General features: G+C 70.7%; 15 protein-coding genes. 9 read left to right on the plus strand and 6 right to left on the minus strand.

Translation table 11 applies throughout. The features are described from left to right. Positions 1–8 precede the first annotated feature (8 nt). From IT779_RS02130 to msrB, 3 genes are all read left to right on the plus strand, one after another. Entirely contained in the window at positions 9–1,562 is a 1,554-nt protein-coding gene (locus tag IT779_RS02130; protein WP_196147403.1) for an alpha/beta hydrolase, read from the plus strand. A 77-nt stretch (positions 1,563–1,639) separates the two neighbouring features. After that, positions 1,640–3,010 (plus strand): glycosyltransferase family 87 protein, encoded by a 1,371-nt coding sequence (locus IT779_RS02135; protein WP_332838611.1) that lies wholly within the window; start codon positions 1,640–1,642, stop codon positions 3,008–3,010. Continuing rightward, positions 3,007–3,450, plus strand: a complete 444-nt coding sequence (gene msrB / locus IT779_RS02140) for a peptide-methionine (R)-S-oxide reductase MsrB (RefSeq protein ID WP_196147405.1) — start codon at positions 3,007–3,009, stop codon at positions 3,448–3,450. Before IT779_RS02135 ends, msrB begins: the two co-directional genes overlap by 4 nt. 453 nt (positions 3,451–3,903) lie before the next feature. Here msrB and hemQ read toward each other — a convergent pair whose 3' ends face one another. The 3 genes from hemQ to hemE all read right to left on the minus strand — a co-directional run bounded on the left by hemQ (position 3,904) and on the right by hemE (position 7,245). Further along, a complete protein-coding gene (gene hemQ, locus IT779_RS02145) occupies positions 3,904–4,599 on the minus strand; it encodes a hydrogen peroxide-dependent heme synthase (protein ID WP_196147406.1) in 696 nt (231 codons plus the stop codon). Positions 4,600–4,633: 34 nt separating this feature from the next. Further along, positions 4,634–6,004 (minus strand): protoporphyrinogen oxidase, encoded by a 1,371-nt coding sequence (locus IT779_RS02150; protein WP_196147407.1) that lies wholly within the window; start codon positions 6,002–6,004, stop codon positions 4,634–4,636. Positions 6,005–6,189: 185 nt separating this feature from the next. Then, on the minus strand, positions 6,190–7,245 hold the full coding sequence (gene hemE / locus IT779_RS02155) for a uroporphyrinogen decarboxylase (protein ID WP_196147408.1): 1,056 nt from the start codon (positions 7,243–7,245) through the stop codon (positions 6,190–6,192). Positions 7,246–7,473: 228 nt separating this feature from the next. On the opposite strand from hemE, the gene IT779_RS02160 reads away from it, so the two are divergent. Both IT779_RS02160 and IT779_RS02165 read left to right on the plus strand, forming a co-directional pair. Next, positions 7,474–8,112, plus strand: a complete 639-nt coding sequence (locus tag IT779_RS02160; protein ID WP_196147409.1) for a DUF3000 domain-containing protein — start codon at positions 7,474–7,476, stop codon at positions 8,110–8,112. A gap of 22 nt (positions 8,113–8,134) precedes the next feature. Next, on the plus strand, positions 8,135–9,451 hold the full coding sequence (locus IT779_RS02165; RefSeq protein ID WP_196147410.1) for a ribonuclease D: 1,317 nt from the start codon (positions 8,135–8,137) through the stop codon (positions 9,449–9,451). On the opposite strand, the gene dxs is transcribed toward IT779_RS02165, so the two are convergent. Continuing rightward, positions 9,448–11,388: a 1-deoxy-D-xylulose-5-phosphate synthase gene (gene dxs / locus IT779_RS02170; protein ID WP_196147411.1), complete on the minus strand. Its 1,941-nt coding sequence runs from the start codon at positions 11,386–11,388 to the stop codon at positions 9,448–9,450. The genes IT779_RS02165 and dxs overlap by 4 nt on opposite strands. Before the next feature lie 250 nt (positions 11,389–11,638). Between dxs and glsA the strand changes: the two genes are divergently transcribed. Then, positions 11,639–13,471 (plus strand): glutaminase A, encoded by a 1,833-nt coding sequence (gene glsA / locus IT779_RS02175; RefSeq protein ID WP_196147760.1) that lies wholly within the window; start codon positions 11,639–11,641, stop codon positions 13,469–13,471. Positions 13,472–13,763: 292 nt separating this feature from the next. After that, positions 13,764–14,438: an SIMPL domain-containing protein gene (locus IT779_RS02180; protein ID WP_196147412.1), complete on the plus strand. Its 675-nt coding sequence runs from the start codon at positions 13,764–13,766 to the stop codon at positions 14,436–14,438. A 7-nt stretch (positions 14,439–14,445) separates the two neighbouring features. Here IT779_RS02180 and IT779_RS02185 read toward each other — a convergent pair whose 3' ends face one another. Both IT779_RS02185 and IT779_RS02190 read right to left on the minus strand, forming a co-directional pair. Further along, positions 14,446–15,939: a class I SAM-dependent RNA methyltransferase gene (locus tag IT779_RS02185; RefSeq protein WP_196147761.1), complete on the minus strand. Its 1,494-nt coding sequence runs from the start codon at positions 15,937–15,939 to the stop codon at positions 14,446–14,448. Positions 15,940–15,947: 8 nt separating this feature from the next. Beyond that, on the minus strand, positions 15,948–17,936 hold the full coding sequence (locus IT779_RS02190; protein ID WP_196147413.1) for an APC family permease: 1,989 nt from the start codon (positions 17,934–17,936) through the stop codon (positions 15,948–15,950). 212 nt (positions 17,937–18,148) lie between these two features. Here IT779_RS02190 and IT779_RS02195 point away from each other — a divergent pair, with 212 nt between their 5' ends. Continuing rightward, positions 18,149–18,814 (plus strand): potassium channel family protein, encoded by a 666-nt coding sequence (locus tag IT779_RS02195; RefSeq protein WP_196147414.1) that lies wholly within the window; start codon positions 18,149–18,151, stop codon positions 18,812–18,814. 2 nt (positions 18,815–18,816) lie between these two features. After that, on the plus strand, positions 18,817–19,488 hold the full coding sequence (locus IT779_RS02200; RefSeq protein ID WP_196147415.1) for a potassium channel family protein: 672 nt from the start codon (positions 18,817–18,819) through the stop codon (positions 19,486–19,488). Positions 19,489–19,577: the final 89 nt, after the last annotated feature.

Here is a 19,577-nt window from a genome sequence, read left to right on the forward strand (position 1 = left end):
TGTAGCGCATGCGCTGGACTCGAGCGGCCGTTGTGGCCTCGGCACTCTCGATCGTGCTCGCCGGTTGCGGGGCGGGCCCCTCCGATCGTCCCGGCGTCGCCGTCGAACGTCCCGCGGTCGGCGGCGTGCCGACCACGTCCGTCGCGCCCGCGCCGCCGCCCACCGCGCAGGTACCCAAGACCGACCTGAGTTGGCGCGACTGCACCGCAACCACCGTCGACCAACTCGGACTGGGGCCCGCGCCCGCCGGGCTCGTGCTCGAATGCGCCGAATTCTCCACGCCGATCGACGCCTCCGGCTCGGTACTCGGCAGCTTCCGCGCGGGCGCCATGCGCGCGCGCACCGCGCAGACCCCGGCGGGCGCGCCGCCGCTGGTCCTCACCTCGGGCACCGACCGCTCCTCCACCGCGACGCTGGCAGGCATGGCCGTCGCCGGTGGCACGCTGCTGACCGACCGTCCCGTGGTCGCCGTCGACCGGCGCGGCATCGGCACCTCGCAGGCCATCGACTGCCTGCCGCCGAGCGTCCGGCGCGGTCTGGCCGACAACGGCCAGTTCGGGCCGGAGGCGAACCAGCCGATCGAGGCCGTGACCGGCTACAGCCAGGACGGCACCATCGCCTGCCGCGACTTCCTGCAGCCCTACGAAGGCACCTTCGACGCCCCGCACGCCGCCGACGACATCGAGCAGCTGCGCAAGCAGTGGCAGGTCGAGCACATCGACCTGCTCGGCGCGGGCAACGGCGCCAGGGTCGCGCTCAGCTACGCCCGCAAATTCGGCGACCACCTCTCGCGGCTGGTGCTCGACGCGCCGGAACCGGTCGGCGGCGACGCCGTCACCAAGGAGGACCAGCGGTTGCAGGGCGCGGAAGCCGCGCTCAAGGGCTTCGCGCAGCGCTGCGTCGGCCTGTCCTGCTCGCTCGGGGCCGATCCGCGCGCCGCTGTCGAAGCGCTCGTGGACCGCGCGGCGAGCGGCGGGCTCGGCGACATCTCGGCGAACGCGTTGCTGACCGGTATCACCGGCTTCCTCGGCGCGCCGCGCGCCGACCAACCCGCCCGCGTCACCGAACTCGCCGACGCCCTCTCGGCCGCCGGACGCGGCGACCGGGCCGCGCTCACCACCCTGATCCAGCGCGAGAGCGCCGCGACCGCCGCCGACGGACAGTTCGTCAACCGCTGCACCGACACCCAGCAGCCGCCGACACCGGTCAAGGCCCAGGAACTCACGACCACCTGGGACCAGAAATATCCGGTGTTCGGCCGGGCAGCGGCCATCGCGCTCATGGAATGCGCCGCGTGGCCGGTCGCGACCGCCCCGGCCATGCCGGAGAAACTCGCACTGCCCGTCCTGGTGCTCGGCGGCGTCGCGGACCCGGTGGTCGGCAGCGGCGGATCGTCCTCGGTGACGGGCGCGCTCGGCGCCGCGGGCGCCACCCACGCGACGCTGACCTGGCAGGGTTGGGGCCATCCGGTCAGCACGCACTCCTCCTGCGCGCAGCGCGCGGTGGTGACCTACCTGAAGGAGGGCAAGCTTCCCGGCGACGGCACCGCCTGCCCGGCGTGAGCTTTTTTCGGCGCTCCCGACGCGTCTGGACAGTCCCCGGCAACCTGTTCGACGGCGATCCGGTGTACCGTGCCCCAGTGTTACTTCGACAGCTCGAGCCACGTACCGCTCGGACCACCGCCGAGGTGATCAAGTTCGCGTTGTGGCCGATCGCGGTCATGACCGTGCTCAACCGAGTCTTCATCAAGGCCGTCAACGGATTCGTCACCGACGACTTCAAGCCGGTGTACAACGCGTCGCTGGCCTTCCTCAACGGCCGCCCCGTGTACACCGCGAACTTCGACTCGGTCGACCCCCACTACCTGTACCCGCCCGGCGGCACGCTGATGATCGCGCCACTCGCGCTCATCGACCCCGAGAAGTCGCGCTGGTGCTTCATCCTGCTCAACGTGGTGGCGATCCTGCTCGCCTGGTACCTGCTGCTGCGCTTGTTCGCGTACACGGTGCACTCGATCGCCGCGCCCGCGCTGCTGCTCGCCATGTTCATGTCCGAGACCGTCACCAACACGCTGGTCTTCACCAATGTCAACGGCTGCATCCTGCTGGCCGAGCTGATGTTCCTGCACCTACTGCTGCGACGGCGCGACCTGTGGGCGGGTGTGGTGCTCGGACTGAGCGTCACGGTGAAACCCACGCTGGCCCCGCTGATCCTGATCGCGGCGGCCAGGGGCCAGTGGAAGGTGTTCATCGGCGGTGTCGGGGTGCCGGTGGCGACCACCGCGATCGCGTGGCCGCTGATGAAGGACGCCGACGACTTCTTCACCAGGACCCTGCCCTACATCCTCGAGACCAGGGACTACTTCAACAGCGCGATCTCCGGCAACGCCGCCTACTACGGCCTGCCCGACTGGCTCACCTGGACCATGCGTCTGACCATGGCCGCGCTGGTCGCGATCTCGCTGTGGCTGCTCTACCGCTACTACCGCCACGACGAGCTGTTCTTCGTCACCACCTCCTCCGGCGTGCTGCTCACGGCGATCTTCCTGCTGCCAGGCCTCGGCCAGATGTACTACTCGATGATGCTGTTCCCGCTGCTCATGACGGTGGTGCTGCGCAACTCGGTGATGCGCAACTGGCCCGCGTGGCTCGCGGTGTTCGGCTTCATGTCCTACGACAAGTGGCTATCGGACCGCTGGCAGAGCATCGGGCGCAACCTCGAGTACCTGCGCATCACCTTCGGCTGGACACTGCTGCTGATCGTGATCTTCTGCGTGCTCGGCGACCGGTACCTCGCCGCCCGCCGCGACGGCCGACTGCCGAGCGGCATCATCGATCCGCCGTGGATGCGGTATGCGCCGGATTCGCGCGACGGGACGGACGCGGACCCCGAACTCCCCGAATCGAGGACTCCGCAAACGCCGCCGCCCGCGCCGACCGCGCCTCCGCGCACCGAGCCGCGCAACGGCACGACCCCGCTCGAGGAGAAACGTATTAGCGTGGAACCATGAGTGCCGACGCCGATACGTCACTGCCCGCGCCGAAGATCCAGCTCACCCCGCAGGAGTGGAAGGCCAAGCTCGACCCCGAGGAATACGCGGTCCTGCGCGAAGCCGCCACCGAACGCCCTCACATCGGTGAGTACACCGACACCAAGACCGAGGGCGTCTACGTCTGCCGCGCCTGCGACGCCGAATTGTTCCGCAGCACCGAGAAATTCGATTCGCACTGCGGCTGGCCGTCGTTCTTCGACCCGACCGCCTCCGACGCGGTGATCCTGCGCTCGGACAACACGCTCGGCATGCACCGCGTCGAGGTGCTGTGCGCGAACTGCCACAGCCACCTCGGCCACGTGTTCGAGGGCGAGGGATACAACACGCCCACCGACAAGCGCTACTGCATCAACTCGATCGCGCTGCGACTGCACCCCTCGGACAGTGCTGCGGGGTAGCCGACCGAATCTCGCGCTCCGGCGCAGCATACTTTCCGCGCGGACACCTGCGCACGCCCCGGCAATTCGGGGCGTGCGCAGGATCCGATGGGTGTGTCGCAAATATGCCACCAGCCTGATCGCGTCGCGCCGAATCGCGAGCGTGCGGACACCTTCGCACGTCGATCACTGCCACGCGCAACCGAGCAGGGTGGGTCGCATCGCACGCAGGCGAGCGAGCAACAGAGTTCGCCACGCGTACCACTCGACGCGCCGCCGACCCGCGTGCAGTGCGGAAGGTCGAACACGATCAAGGGAGGGCCGCTACCAGCGCCTCGAGCTCGCCACACGCACCCGACCTTCCCGCGCGTGAGGCGGAAGGCCGAGCACGATCAAGCGAAAGCAGCTACCAGCGCCTCCAACTCGCCACACGCACCCGACCTTCCCGCGCGTGAGGCGGAAGGTCGAACGCGATCAAGGGAGGGCGGCTATCAGTGCCTCGAGTTCGACGCGGGGGCCGGTGTAGAACGGGATCTCCTCGCGGACGTGCAGGCGGGCCTCGGTGGCGCGCAGGTCGCGCATGAGGTCGACGATGCGGTGCAGTTCCGGCGCCTCGAACGCCAAGATCCACTCGTAGTCGCCGAGTGCGAAGGAACTCACGGTATTGGCGCGCACCTCCGGGTAGCCGCGCGCGGCCTTGCCGTGGTCGGCGAGCATCTTGCGGCGTTCGTCGTCGGGCAGCAGATACCACTCGTAGGAACGCACGAACGGGTACACGCAGATGTAGGCGCCCGGATCCTCGCCCGCGAGGAAGGCCGGGATGTGGCTCTTGTTGAATTCGGCCGGACGGTGCAGCGCCACATTGCTCCACACCGGGGTGCTCGCGCGGCCCAGTTCGGTGGTGCGGCGGAAATCCGCGTAGGCGGCCTGCAGGCCCTCGACACGCTCGGCATGGGTCCAGATCATGAAATCGGCGTCGGCGCGCAGACCCGCGACATCGTAGATGCCGCGCACCACCACATCGCGATCCGCGAGACCGGCGAAGAACGCCTGCGCGTCCGCGATCGCCTTGGCCCGGTCCTCCCCGAGCACGCCCGGCTTCACCTGGAACACCGAGAACATCAGGTAGCGGATGGTGGAATTGAGGGCCTGGTAGTCGAGTCGCGCCATATTCCTATCGTGCCACTCGCCTACGCCGCGTAGTTCAGCCGGTCCGGGTGGCCGCCGTGGTCTCGGGAGAACGAGCGGCGACGGTCCGTGCCGCGCGCTCCCCCGAAGCGACACAGGCGGGCACGCCGACACCGTGCAGATACGCGCCCGCGACGGCGAGTCCGTCCAGTCCGGCGACCGCTGACTCGATCTCGGCGACCCGGTCCAGATGGCCGGGCGCGTACTGCGCGAGACCGCCGCGCCACCGCCGCACCACCGCGTCGACCGGTTCGATCGCGACGCCGGTGACCGTGGTCAGATCCCGCACAGCGGCCGCGACCAGTCGCTCGTTCGACCACGACAGCGCCGTCTCGTCGCCGAATCGGCCGAACGACGCACGGACCACGGCGGTGTCGCGGGCGGCCAGATGCGGCCATTTGCGGCTCGACAGCGTGAACGCCTTGACGCGCAACGGTTCGTCGGTGGCGACCAGGATTCCGGAATTGCGCGGCAGGGCGGTCTCGGCGGGCATGGCAAGCGCGACGACCACCGAGGAGGACAGGTCGATGCCGCCCGCCGCCGCTGCCGCTTCGGGGGCGACGGTACGCAGCAGGCGTGCGGTCACCGGTGCGGGCGTGGCGAGGACCACCGCGTCGACCGCGCCCACCGGGTCGAGGATCCAGCCGTGCGTCGACCTCGTGAGCCCGGTGGCCGCGCCGGTGTGCACGTGCGCGCGGGTGTGCCGCGAAAGTGCCCGCAGCAGAACGTCGTAGCCGTCGCGGATGCCGCCGAAGACAGGCGCGGACGAGGGGGCGGGCAGCGCGGCGGCGACGGCGGCGGTCAAGTTCGGCGCGCCCGCGTCGAGCGCGGCGGCCAGCGTCGGCAGCGCGGCGCGCACGCCGATCGTGCGCGAGGTGCCCGCGTACACGCCGCCGAGCAGCGGATCGACGCTGCGCGCCACCACCTGCGCGCCGAAACGTCCCGCGACCAGGCTGTGCACGTCGACATCGGCATTCGGGTACCAGGTCATCGGACGGCTCGGCTCGGCGGCGACCGTCGACAGCGTCTGCTCGTCCACGAGTCCACGCACCGACTCGGCCGAGGACGGAATGCCCATCAGCGTCGCGGCGGGCAGCGGGTGCGCGGCCCCGCCCGACCACACCAGCGGACGCAGACCCGCCGGATGGACGAGCTGGTCTTCGAGTCCGAGTTCGCGCAACAGCGCGGGCACCTCGGGCCGCCTGCCCACGAACGCCTCGGCGCCCAGGTCGACCGGCCCTCCGGCGAGTTCCCCGGTGAAAAGGATGCCGCCGAGTCTGGACTCGGCCTCGACGAGCACGATATCGGCGTCATCTCCCAGCAAGGTCCGCAACCGATAGGCCGCCACCAGCCCGCTGATCCCGCCACCGACCACCGCGATCCTCATACGACCGACCGTACAACGCGGCCCGCGCCCCGCGAACGCGATCTTCGCGACATTCGCACGGGCCTGCGACTCGATCCGCTCGATCGCTCCGGCGTGGTCACATCCGCCGTGTCCGCGCGGTCGGGCCGCGGCGGACAGGGGTTGGGTGGCACGCGGTCGACCGTGCCGTCGATCGACCGCCGGGTTCAGAGTTCGTGGATCAGTTCGACCAGTGCCGTGAGCACGCCGGGATCGGTGTCGGGCAGCACGCCGTGACCCAGGTTGAAGATGTGGCCCGCCGCGCCGAGGGTGATCGCCTCGTCGGCCTCGCGGGCGATGCGGCGCGCCTGCTCCTCGACCGCGGCCGGGCCCGCGAACAGCACGGCGGGATCGAGGTTGCCCTGCAACGCCTTTCCCGCACCGACTCGCCGCACGGCCTCGGTGAGCGGCACCCGCCAGTCCACGCCGACCACATCGGCGCCCGCCGCACCCATCGCGCCGAGCAGTTCGCCGGTGCCGACGCCGAAGTGGATCCTCGGCACGCCCGCGTCGGCCAGTTCGGCGAAGACGCGCTCGGAATGCGGCATGACGAAGGCGCGGTAATCGGCCGCCGACAGCGCGCCCGCCCAGGAGTCGAACAGCTGGAACGCGTCGACGCCCGCTTCCAGCTGGGCGCGCAGGAAGGCGATGGTGATGTCGGTGAGGGCGCCGAGCAGCGCGTGCCAGGTGCGCGGGTCGGCGTACATCATCGCCTTGGTGCGCTCGTGATTCTTGCTCGGACCGCCCTCGACCAGGTACGAGGCCAGGGTGAACGGCGCGCCCGCGAAACCGATCAGCGGCGTCTCACCCAGGGCGTCGACGAGCAGGCGCACGCCCTCGACAACGGCGCCCACCTCCTCGGGACGCAGCCGGGGCAGCGCGCGCACATCGTCGGCGGTGCGCACCGGTGACGCGACCACCGGTCCGACGCCCGCGACGATATCCAGGTCGATGCCTGCGGCCTTGAGCGGAACGACGATGTCGGAGAACAGGATCGCCGCGTCGACGCCGTGCCTGCGGATCGGCTGCAGGGTGATCTCGCAGACGAGTTCCGGGTCGAAACAGGATTCGAGCATGCCGATACCCGCGCGCAGTTCGCGGTACTCGGGCAACGATCGTCCGGCTTGCCGCATGAACCACACCGGACGCCTGCTCGGCACGGCGCCGGTGGCGGCGGCCAGGAACGGGGCATCGGTCAACCGGCGGCGGGTATGTGTGCTCATCGCCGCCCATCGTATGCGGGCCGATGTCGCGACGGGCGCGGCGGTGGCGACACGGCGGCTGCCCACGGCAGCGGCAACACGGCCGCGCCCACGGCGGTGGCGACACAATTCACGCCCGCGGCGCCTGCCCGCGACACGCGCGACCACGTGACGGCCCGCACACGCGCGAGCCCCGCCGTGCGGCGCGCCTCCGACCGCGCCGGGTGCTCGAGGTCTACCGTCGCTTCCGTGACACCGCTCGACATCCGCGACGGCGCCGCACCGACCGACGGATCCCGTGGCGAGCCAGCGCCATTTCGCGCCGCGGTCGAGGCGATGGGCTCCGCAACCGTGCACCCCCGGATCGAGCTCGCGCCCATCCGGCCCCCGCAACGCCTTGCCCCGTACTCCTATGCCATGGGCGCCGAGGTCAAACATCCCGAAACCCCTGTCGTCCCGGCCGATTCCGAGGGCGACGCGTTCGGCAGGCTGATCCTGCTGCACGACCCGGAAGGCGACGACACCTGGCACGGCGTGTTCCGACTGGTCGCCTACATCCAGGCCGATATCGACGCCGCCCTCGCCACCGACCCGCTGCTGCCCGAGGTGGCGTGGAGCTGGCTGGTGGACGCGCTGGAATCACGGACCGAGCCGTTCCTCGCGCTCGGCGGCACCGTCACCTCGACCAGTTCGGTGCGCTACGGCGATATCGCGGGCCCGCCGCGCGCCCACCAGCTCGAACTGCGCGCCTCGTGGACGGCGACGAGCACCGAGATGCGTCCGCACGTCGAAGCGTTCTGCGAAGTGCTCGCCTACTCGGCGGGACTGCCGCCCGCGGGCATCACACATCTGCGACCGGACTCGTATACCAGCAACGAACCGAGTTGACCACAACGTAAAGTTCAACCCTATGCCGGTAGCAGATCAGCCCGACAGCGGGCACATCGTGGGAGACAGTACAGCAGAGCCTCTGCTCGCCCCCGTCGATGGCGTGCCACCGGTACTCCTCACTCCGGCCGAGGTCGCCGACGCCGCCGCGCGGATCGCCGCCGGTTCGGGTCCGCTGGCCGTCGACGCCGAACGCGCTTCCGGATTCCGCTACTCCGCGCGCGCCTACCTGATCCAGTTACGCAGGGCCGGTGCGGGCACCTTCCTGATCGATCCGATCCCGGTCGCGGCGGCGCTGCACCCGCTGGCGGCGGTGATCAACGATCTGGAATGGGTCCTGCATTCGGCCGATCAGGATCTGCCCGGCTTGGCCGAACTCGGCCTGCGCCCGGCACGGCTCTTCGACACCGAACTGGGTGGGCGACTGGCCGGATTCGAACGGGTGGGGCTGGCGGCGATGGTCGAGCGGCTGCTCGGGCGCGCCCTGCGCAAGGGTCACGGGGCGGCCGACTGGTCGACCAGACCGCTGCCCGACGAATGGCTGAACTACGCCGCCCTCGACGTCGAGTTATTGCTCGAGTTACGCGACGAGGTCGCCGACGCACTGGACAAGCAGGGTAAATCCGAGTGGGCGGCAGAGGAATTCGAACACATCCGCCGCACCGAACCGCCCGCGCCCAAGGCCGAGCGGTGGCGGCGCACCTCCGGCATCCACGCGCTGCGCCGGGCGCGCCAGCTCGCGGTGGTGCGCGAGTTATGGACCGCGCGCGACACCCTGGCACGCGCCAGGGATGTGGCGCCCGCCCGCATCCTGCCCGATTCCGCGATCGTGGCCGCCGCCACCGCCGACCCGCGCACCATCGCCCAGCTGCGCGCCCTTCCGGTCTTCGGCGGGCCGAGGCAGCGCCGCTACTCCCGCGACTGGCTCGCCGCCGTGGACCGCGCGCGCCTCATGCCCGACAGCGCCCTGCCTTCGCTCACCCAGCCTTTCGACGGACCACCGCCGGTCAACCGCTGGGAGCGCCGCGACCCGGCCGCGGCCGCCCGCCTGACCCGTGCCCGCGCCGCCATGGGCGCGTTGTCCACCGAGTACGCGATCCCCGTGGAGAACCTGCTCTCCCCCGACCTGGTGCGCCGCCTGTGCTGGGACGGACTCGCCGACTACGACGTCGACGGCGCGGTCGAGGGACTCGCCGCCGACGTCGACCGCTATCTCACCGCGGGCGCGGCCAGACCCTGGCAGCGCGAATTAGCGGTACCGGTACTCGCCGCAGCCCTGCGCACCCCCGAGGAATCCGCGTCCGCCTTGCCCGCCACCGAGGAATCGCAGGCGGACTAGACACCGCGCTCGTCGGTGGCGGGAATCTCGGCTTGGACCTTGCCCGCGTCCAGCCAGCCGGTGATGCGGCGGGCGATGTCCGGTGCGGTCAGGCCGAGGTCGGCGTGCACTTCACCGCGGGAGGCGTGGTCGAGGAATTCCTGCGGGACGCCGAGGTCGCGGGTGGGGATGTCGAGGCCCGCGGCGCGCAGTCGCGCGGAGACGGTGGCGCCGATGCCGCCGTGCAGGCCGCCGTCCTCGACGGTGACGACCAGGCGGTAGTTCTCGGCGAGTTTGACGATGGTGTCCGAGACCGGGAGCACCCAGCGCGGGTCGATGACGGTGACCGAGACGCCCTCGGGTTCCAGCAGCCGCGCCGCGCCGAGGGCGAGTTCGGCGAACGGGCCGACGGCCACGAGCAGCACATCGCCGCGCTGGGTCTGGGCCGGGCCGGCGCCGGGGGCGGCCAGGCGGAGCACATCCACCCCGTCGTAGCGTTCGACAGCCGAGATGTCTTCGCCGACACTGCCTTTCGGGAAACGGAGCACGGTGGGGCCGTCCTGCACGGCAAGCGCCTCGCCGAGTTCCTCGCGCAGGGTGGCGGCGTCACGCGGCGCGGCGACCCTGATGCCGGGGATGATGCCGAGCAGCGACAGATCCCACATGCCGTTGTGGCTCGCGCCGTCGGGACCGGTGATGCCTGCGCGGTCGAGCACGATCGTGACCGGCTGCTTCAACAGCGCCACATCCATGAGCAGCTGGTCGAAGGCGCGGTTGAGGAAGGTCGAGTAGATGGCGACCACGGGATGCAGGCCGCCGAGCGCCAGACCCGCCGCGGAGGCCATCGCGTGCTGTTCGGCGATGCCGACGTCGAACATCCGCTCCGGGAAGCGCTCGCCGAACGGCGCGAGTCCGGTGGGGCCCGGCATGGCGGCGGTGATGGCGACGATGTCGTCGCGACGTTCGGCGTGCGCGAGGAGTTCCTCGGTGAACACCGAAGTCCAGCCCGGCGCCTTCTTCCCGGCCAGCGGGCGGCCGGTGAGCGGGTCGATCGGATCGCAGGCGTGCATCTGGTCGGCGACGTGGTTCTCCGCGTGCTCGTATCCGCGCCCCTTCTGGGTGACCGCGTGCACGACGACCGGGCCGCCGAAATCCTTGGCGCGGCGCAGGGCGGCCTCGAGCGCGACGATGTCGTGTCCGTCGACCGGGCCGACGTATTTCAGGCCGAGATCGCCGAACAGTTCCTGCGGGCTCACCGCGTCCTTGATGCCCGCCTTGACCGCGTGCACCATCGAATAGGCCGATTCGCCGACGCGCGGAATGCTCTTGAGGATGCGCTTGCCCGCGTCGAGGGCGTGCTCGTAGGCGGGCTGGGTGCGTAGCGCGGTGAGCCGGTCGGCGAGGCCGCCGATGGTCGGCGCGTAGGAGCGGCCGTTGTCGTTGACGACCACGATCACCGAGCGGTCCGGCGCGGCGGCGATATTGTTCAGCGCCTCCCAGCACATGCCGCCGGTGAGCGCGCCGTCGCCGACCACGGCGACGACGTGCCGGTCCTGGCCGGTGAGGGCGAACGCCTTGGCCAGGCCGTCGGCGTAGGACAGCGACGCGGAGGCGTGCGAGGACTCCACCCAGTCGTGCGGGCTCTCCGCGCGGCTCGGGTAGCCGGACAGGCCGCCCTGGGTGCGCAGCGTGTCGAATTGGTCCTTGCGGCCGGTGAGGATCTTGTGCACGTAGGCTTGGTGCCCGGTGTCGAAGATCAGCGGATCACCCGGCGAATCGAAGATCCGGTGCAGGGCGATGGTCAGCTCGACCACCCCGAGGTTGGGGCCGAGGTGCCCGCCGGACGCGGCGACCTTGCGCACCAGGAATTCGCGGATCTCGGCCGCGAGATCCCGCAGTTGCGGCACGGTCAGCCCGCGCAGGTCGTCGGGGTTCTCGACACGGGAAAGCACTCCCACCTGAACTCGCTCCCTCCGGATAGTGCATCTGATCCGATCAGTCTACGGAGCCGCGACAGTGGACTTTCCCGCCGCCGAGCCGACACGGCCCGACTTCGGGCCCGACACAGCCGGGCTCCGCCGTGAGATGTGAGGCTCGACACGAAAGCGTCCGGCGGTTCGAACACACGCGCCCGGGCGACCGCCGGACCAACGGTACCCGCCCTAGAGTGGTCGTGTGGCCGAGCCAGGAGAAGTGGTTGCCGACGCGATGGATCCCGGTGTGGTCGCCCGATTGGTGGCCGAGGTGCACGAACTGATTCGTACCGATCGGTCTGGTGAATTGGCGGACTACATCCCCGAACTGGCTGCCGTACAGCCCGATTCGTTCGGACTGTGCCTGGCCACCGCCGACGGCCGGATCTACGGCGCGGGCGACGTCGACGAGATCTTCACCATCCAGTCGCTGTCCAAACCGTTCACCTACGCGCTCGCGCTCGCCGACCGCGGCGTCGACACCGTGGCCGAACACATCGACGTCGAACCCTCCGGCGACGCGTTCAACGAGATCAGCCTCGACCCGGTCACCGAGCGACCGCGCAACCCCATGATCAACGCGGGCGCCATCACGGCGGCCTCCCTCATCGCCGGGCGCGACTCCGCCGAGAAATTCGACCGCGTGCGCCGCTGCTACTCCCGCTTCGCGGGCCGCGAACTGAAGCTGAACGAGGCGGTCTATCGCTCCGAGGCGCGCACCGGATTCCGCAACCGCGCCATCGGCTACATGCTGCGCTCCTTCGGCATCATCGAATCCGACCCCGACGACGCCGTCGACCGCTACTTCCGGCAGTGCTCGCTCGACATCACCTGCCGCGACCTCGCGATCATGGCCGCCACCATGGCCAACAACGGCGTCAACCCCCTGACCAGGGAACGCGCGCTGTCGGCGGTGCTCACCGAACGTGTGCTCAGCGTCATGACCACCTGCGGGATGTACAACGCCGCGGGCGACTGGGTCACCACGGTCGGGCTGCCCGCCAAGAGCGGGGTCGGCGGCGGCATCCTCGCGGTGCTGCCCGGCCAGATCGGCATCGCGGTCTACTCGCCGCGACTGGACTCGCACGGCAACAGCGTGCGGGGCGTGGCCGCGTGCCGGGAGCTGTCGCGGCGGCTGGAACTGCACTTCCTGCACGTCAGCCGGGCGGCGCGCACCGCCGTCCGGGCCGACTACACCGTGGCCGATGTGCCGTCGCGGCTGCGGCGAAGCACCGAGGAGATCGACCTGCTCGCCGTGCACGGCCACCGCGCCAGGGTGTACCAACTCGACGGCGACCTGCTGTTCGCTGGCGCCGAACGCGCGGTGCGCGCCATCGAAGCGAAGGCGGGCGAGCTGGACGCGGTGGTGATCGACCTGCGCCGCGTCGGCGAGGTCAGCCGGATCGCCGTCGAGATGCTCGACACACTGCAACGGGAACTGGCCGACAGCGGATGCCGCACCGCCCTGGTCGACCCCGACGCGCGACTCGGTCACTTCGTCTCCGGCCTCGCGCCCGACGACCCCCGCGGGCGGGTCTTCATCGACCGCGACGACGCCACCGAGTGGTGCGAGGACGTGCTGCTCGCGCGCTACCGTCCCGAGGGCGAGACCCCGTGCACATCGATCTCGATCGAGGACCATCCCGCCGTGGCCGCGCTCGCCGCCGAGGACCGCGCGCGACTGGCCGCGCAATTCCAGACCCGCACCATCGCACGCGGCGAGGTGGTCGCCGAACGCGGCAGCGCGCGCTCCGGGCTGTATCTGATCCTCGAAGGCCGGGTCCGCCTGTCCTTCGAAGGCGCCGACCGCCGCATCCACCGGCTGGTCACCCTCACCGCCGGAATGTCGTTCGGGGAGATCCCGATGCTGGTCGGCAGCCCGTTCGTCAACGAGGCCCGCGCCGAAGCGGCGACCCGACTCGCCGTCTTGAGCCCGGAGCACTTCGACCACCTCGCGGAGCGCGCGCCCGGATTGAAACTGGCGCTGCTGGAACGGCTCGCCGCAGGCGCGTACGCCCAGATGGACGCCGCTGTACGAGCCATCGCGGTACGCGGCGGCGACTACTGAGAGGCCACGGCGCGAGCGGGCCCGGTCGTGCACACCGGCGACGATCACGGATCACGGCGCGGCCGTCGTCGCACACCCGGCCCGGACAGGAAACCGCCGCCGCGCCCACGCGGATCGCGGCACCGGGTCGGCGCCGGTGGGGAGGACAGTCGCCGTGCGGCCGTCGACCTCCACCCTCGGACTCGCGAACTACCGTGGGTGAAACGCAGGTCGTCGGATCGGCAGCGAACGGCCATGGACGGCCGAGCCGGTTCAGCCCACCGCACGCCAGGTACGAGTCAGGAGCAAAATCGTGGAAAGCTCGAAGTCCGACGCGACCGTGACGACTTTCGGGTACGGCGCCATTCGTGCCGTACCGGATCTGATCCGGGTGACGGTGTCGGTGGAGTCGCGGGCCGAGCGGGTCGCCGAGGCCTACGGCACGGCGGGCGCGCGGATCGCCGCCGTCACCGCCGTGCTGCGCGCGGACGGGGTCGCCGACGCCGATATCGCCACCGGCGGCGTCTCGGTGCGCACCGAGACGGTGTGGAGCGAAGGGCAGGGCAATCGGATCACCGGCTATGTCGCGAGCACCGATCTGACCGTGCTGCTGCGCGATATCGGCCCCGACGCCGATCCCGGTCCAGCCGCGATCATCGCCCACTGCGTCGAGGCGGGCGGCGACGACGTGCGTCTCGGCGGTCTCACCCGCGCGATAGCGGACCAGGCTGCCCTGCTCGCCAGCGCCCGCGACGCGGCCTGGGACGACGCGCTGGCCAAGGCCACCCGGTACGCGGCGCGCGCGGACCGGGTGCTCGGTCCGGTCCTCGAGATCACCGAGGACACCGCATCCGCCGCACCGACCGGCCCCCGGCTGATGGCGGTATCCGCCCCGCTCGAACGCAGTTTCGGCGCCACGCCGATCCCGGTGGAACTGGGCGAGAGCGAGGTTTCGGCGACGCTGCGCGTCACCTGGCGCCTGGCATGAGCGACCCTCACGCCTCCAGTAGGGCCACGCATTCCACGTGGTGGGTGGCGGGGAAGGCGTCGAAGGCGCGCAGTTCGGTGAGTCGGTAGCCCGCCGCGAGGTAGAGGCCGAGGTCGCGGGCGAAGGCCGCGGGGTCGCAGCCGATGTGCACGATGCGGGCCGGTCCGGCCTCGCTCAGCGCCGCGATCACCTCCTTGCCCGCGCCCGCGCGCGGCGGGTCGAGGACGACCGCCTCGGGGGCGGGGCCGAGGGCGTTGGCGGCGATCCAGCGCTCCACGCGGTCGGCGCGCAGGTCGAGCCACGGCAGATCGCGCAGGGCCGCGTGGCCGTCGGCGACCGCGGAACGCGCGGATTCGACCGCGAGCACCGCACCGGTCGGACCGACCCGCTCGGCCATCCCGGCCGCGAGCACGCCTGCGCCGCTGTACAGATCCCAGGCCCGGTCGCCTGCACGCAGGCCGGACCAGTCCGCGACGAGATCCGAATAGCATTGCGCCGCACCGCGATGCGCCTGCCAGAAACCGGTGGCCGAAACCTCCCAGCGCCGACCCGAGACGAATTCCACCGCGCGACCGCTGCCCGCGATCACCCACTCGTCGCGCGGTGCGTGCGCCGCCGCGCGCCTGGCGGCGGCCCCGCGCCGTTCCTCGGCCGCGCCCGGACCGCCGCCCGCTCCGTATTCCGAGGTGCCTCGGTCGTCTTCGCGTCCGGTCGGCCTGCGGATGCCGTCGCGCGACCCGCCGCGCGGACGCTCCACCCCGCGCCTGCCGCCGTTGCGCCGCGCACCCGCGGCATCGCGACGATCCGATGCCGCGTCCGCGGCCTCGGACAGTTCCTCGGCCCGTGTCCGGCGACCGGATTCCACGCGCCGCCCCCGCCCGCGATCGGCGCCGGGCCCCGCAGGCGCGAGTTCGACGATGTGGCGCACGCCGTCACCGTCGACCGCGACGACCAGATCCGAACCGGGCGTCCACAACCGGTCGGCGATGCCGTCCATGGCGCCCGCGACCGGCTGCGGACACCGCAGATCATCGATCACCTCGGCGCTGCGATACCCGTGCACACCGGCACGGCCGCGCGCATCGACGGCGAGCCGCACCCTGGTGCGCCATCCGTCGCCGTCGGCCGCGCCGGGCATCGCCTCCACCGCCACCTCACGCTCGATCCCGGCGAGCCTGCGCAACTGCTCGGCCACCACACTCGCCTTGAGCGCGCGCTGCGCGTCCGGCGTCGCGAAGGAGAAATCGCAGCAGCCCGCACCGCCGGGTCCCGACACCGGACACCTCGGCTCGACCCGATCCGGCGACGCCGCCACGATCTCCACCGCGTCGGCGCGGCAGAAGGAGCCGCCGCGATCCTCGGTGACCCTGGCGCGCACCACCTCGCCGGGCAGCCCGTGCCGCACGAAGACCACCCGGCCCTCGTGCCGCGCGACACAGAAGCCGCCGTGTCCCGGCGCACCGAGTTCGACCTCGAACGTCTCCTCGCGCCGACGCGTCATCCGTCCGCTCACACCCGATCCTCGTAGCCGCGCCGGACCGCTCCCGGCGCGTCGATATCCCCCGTCTTCCTGGCGCGCGCCGAGGAACTGAGCTGCCACGGCACGCTGGTGACCATCACACCCGGCTCGAACAGCAGCCTGCCCTTGAGCCGCAGCGCACTCTGATTGTGCAGCAGCTGCTCCCACCAGTGCCCGACCACGTATTCCGGGATGAACACGGTGACCACGTCGCGCGGTGAGTCCTTGCGCACCCGTTTCACATAGTCGAGCACCGGCTTGGTGATCTCGCGATACGGCGATTCGATCACCTTGAGCGGCACCGTGACATCGCTGCGCTCCCAATCCCGGACCAGCGCGCGGGTATCGGCCTCGTCGACGTTGACGGTGATCGCCTCGAGGGTGTCGGGACGGGTCGCGCGGGCGTAGGCAAGGGCACGCCGGGTCGGCAGATGCAGTTTGGAGACGAGCACGATGGAATGCGACCGGCTCGGCAGCACACCGTCCCAGTCGTGTTCGTCGAGCTCGCGCGAGACCGAGTCGTAGTGTTTGCGGATCATCTTCATCACCACGAAGATCGCCACCATCGTCAGGATCGCGATCCAGGCGCCCGCGAAGAACTTCGTGATCAGCACGATGACCAGCACGGCGCCGGTGGCCGTGAGACCGACCGCGTTGATGATCCTCGATCGTTTCATCCGCGCGCGCTGCGCCGCGTCGGATTCGGTGCGCAACAGCCTGGTCCAATGCCGCAGCATGCCGGTCTGGCTGAGGACGAAGGAGACGAACACGCCGACGATGTAGAGCTGGATCAGCTTGGTGACCTCGGCACCGAAGAACACCACGAACGCGATGGCCGCGCCGGACAGGAAAAGGATGCCGTTGCTGAAGGCCAGCCGGTCGCCCCTGGTGTGCAGCTGACGCGGCAGGTAGCGGTCCTGGGCCAGGATCGACCCGAGCACCGGGAAGCCGTTGAACGCCGTATTGGCAGCCAACACCAGGATCAGCGCGGTGACCACGGTGATGAAGAAGAACCCGACGGGGAAGCCCTGGAAGACGGTCTCGGCGAGCTGGGCGATCAACGTCTTCTGGTGGTAGTCGGCGGGCGCGCCGACCAGGTCGTCGGTGTTGTGCGCGTAGACGACGCCGATCTTCTGGGCGAGCACGATAATGCCCATGAGCAGCACGATCGCGATGGAGCCGAGCAGGAGCAGGGTGGTGGCGGCGTTGCGCGACTTCGGTTTCCGGAAGGCGGGCACGCCGTTGCTGATCGCCTCGACGCCGGTGAGGGCCGCGCAGCCGGAGGAGAACGAGCGCGCGATGAGGAAGGCGAACGCCAGCCCGTACAGGTGTTCCTCCTCGGCGCGCAGTTCGAAGCCCGCCGATTCGGCGTGCAGGTCCTCACCGAGTACGAGGATGCGGAACATGCCCCACCCGAGCATGAAGAACATGCCGAAGATGAAGGCATAGGTCGGAATCGCGAAGGCGGTGCCGGACTCGCGCACGCCGCGCAGGTTGACGGCGGTGAGCACCGCGATGGCGACGACCGCGAACAGCACCTTGTGGGTCGCGACGAACGGGATCGCCGAACCGATGTTGGAGGCCGCCGAGGAGATCGACACCGCGACGGTGAGCACGTAGTCGACGAGCAGCGCGCTGCCGACGGTGAGACCAGCGGTGGGGCCGAGGTTGGTGGTGGCGACCTCGTAATCACCGCCCCCGGAGGGATAGGCGTGCACGTTCTGGCGATAGCTGGCCACCACGACCGCCATCACGAAGGCGACGGCCAGCCCGACCCACGGCGCGTACATGTAGGCCGAGATCCCGGCCACGGACAGCACGAGGAAGATCTCCTCGGGCGCGTAGGCCACCGAGGACATGGCATCGGAGGCGAATACCGGCAGCGCGATTCGCTTGGGCAGCAGTGTGTGGCCCAGCGAATCACTGCGAAAGGGCCTGCCCAGCAGCACGCGCTTGGCTGCCGTCGTCAACTTGGACACTGGAGCGAGCATAGATCCCCCCGGGTTCGCCCGCCCGCGCGGCGGGTCGGCGACGCGCCCGTGACGACGAGCGAGCACGGGCCGCGGCGGGGTGGCGGCGGGGATTGCTACCGGGCCGGACCGGGAAAAGTGGGCCTGGGAAACACCCGGCGGGTACGGTTCTGCCAGAAGTCAGCGACCGAACGCCACGGTTCCAGGAACGAGGTTACGCCGTGTACGTAGTGATCATGGGGTGCGGGCGCGTCGGCTCCGCACTGGCCCGCGCCCTGGTCAGGATCGGTCACGACGTCACCGTCATCGATCGCGACGCGAGCGCCTTCCTGCGGCTCGGCGAGGATTTTCCGGGCGAACAGGTCGTCGGAGTCGGCTTCGACCGGGATGTGCTGACCCGCGCGGGCATCGAACGCGCCGACGCCTTCGCCGCGGTGTCCTCCGGCGACAACTCCAACATCATCTCCGCGCGGGTGGCGCGCGAGACCTTCGGCGTCGAACGCGTGGTCGCCAGGATCTACGACGCCAAACGCGCCGCCGTCTACGAACGGCTCGGCATCCCGACCATCGCCACGGTGCCGTGGACCACCGACCGGTTCCTGCGTTCGCTGATCGGCGACACCAGCACCACCACCTGGCGCGACCCAACCGGCACCGTCGCGGTGACCCAGCTCAATCTGCACGAGGACTGGTACGGGCGCACCGTGCGCGACCTGGAACAGGCCGTGGGCGCGCGGGTCGCGTTCATCATCCGATTCGGGCAGGGACTACTGCCCGACAACAAGACCATCGTGCAGGCCGACGACATCGTCTACGTGGCCGCGACCTCGGGTCGCGTCGGCGAATCCGTCGCACTGGCCGGTAAGCCCCCCGCGAGCGAGGACTGATCATGAAGGTGGCCATCGCCGGAGCCGGAGCCGTCGGCCGATCCATCGCGCGCGAACTGCTGCGCGGCGGGCATCGGGTGATGCTGCTCGAGCGCCAACTCGACCACATCGACCCCGCCGCCATCCCGGACGCGGTGTGGGTGCACGCCGACGCCTGCGAGCTGTCGCTGCTCGAGGACGCCGGACTGGAGACCTACGAGGTGGTCATCGCCGCCACCGGCGACGACAAGGCCAATCTCGTGCACAGCCTGCTCGCCAAGACCGAATTCGGGGTGCGCAGGGTGGTCGCGCGCGTCAACGACCCGCGCAACGAATGGCTCTTCGACGGTTCCTGGGGTGTCGACGTGGCCGTCTCCACCCCGCGACTGCTCGCCTCCCTGGTGGAGGAGGCGGTGTCGGTCGGCGACCTGGTGCGGCTGATGACGCTGCGCCAGGGTCAGGCGAATCTGGTCGAGATCACGCTGCCCGCCGACACCGCGCTCGCGGGCAAGCCGGTGCGCACCCTTCGCCTGCCCCGCGACACCGCGCTGGTGACCATCCTGCGCGGCGGCCGGGTGATCGTCCCGCAGGCCGACGACCCCTTCGAGGGCGACGACGAACTGCTGTTCGTGACCTCGGTGGAGGCCGAGGAGGATCTGCGGGTGGCGCTGGCTCCGCACGGCATCAAACCCTGACTCCCCGACAGGGCCGTGGGGGGGGGGGGGGGGGGGGGGGCCCCCCCCCCGGCCGGGGGGGGCGCGCCGGGGGGGGGGCGCGCGGGGGG

Origin of the sequence: Nocardia bovistercoris, assembly GCF_015674855.1 — a bacterium.
Taxonomy (GTDB): domain Bacteria; phylum Actinomycetota; class Actinomycetes; order Mycobacteriales; family Mycobacteriaceae; genus Nocardia; species Nocardia bovistercoris.

Coding starts and splice junctions, on each gene's coding strand:
- hemQ (WP_196147406.1), bottom strand. CDS start 4,599: ATGGCGCGACTCGACTACCAGGCCCTCAATTCCACCATCCGCTACCTG.
- IT779_RS02165 (WP_196147410.1), top strand. CDS start 8,135: ATGCCGGTAGCAGATCAGCCCGACAGCGGGCACATCGTGGGAGACAGT.
- IT779_RS02130 (WP_196147403.1), top strand. CDS start 9: ATGCGCTGGACTCGAGCGGCCGTTGTGGCCTCGGCACTCTCGATCGTG.
- IT779_RS02185 (WP_196147761.1), bottom strand. CDS start 15,939: ATGACGCGTCGGCGCGAGGAGACGTTCGAGGTCGAACTCGGTGCGCCG.
- glsA (WP_196147760.1), top strand. CDS start 11,639: ATGGATCCCGGTGTGGTCGCCCGATTGGTGGCCGAGGTGCACGAACTG.
- IT779_RS02150 (WP_196147407.1), bottom strand. CDS start 6,004: ATGAGGATCGCGGTGGTCGGTGGCGGGATCAGCGGGCTGGTGGCGGCC.
- hemE (WP_196147408.1), bottom strand. CDS start 7,245: ATGAGCACACATACCCGCCGCCGGTTGACCGATGCCCCGTTCCTGGCC.
- IT779_RS02200 (WP_196147415.1), top strand. CDS start 18,817: ATGAAGGTGGCCATCGCCGGAGCCGGAGCCGTCGGCCGATCCATCGCG.
- msrB (WP_196147405.1), top strand. CDS start 3,007: ATGAGTGCCGACGCCGATACGTCACTGCCCGCGCCGAAGATCCAGCTC.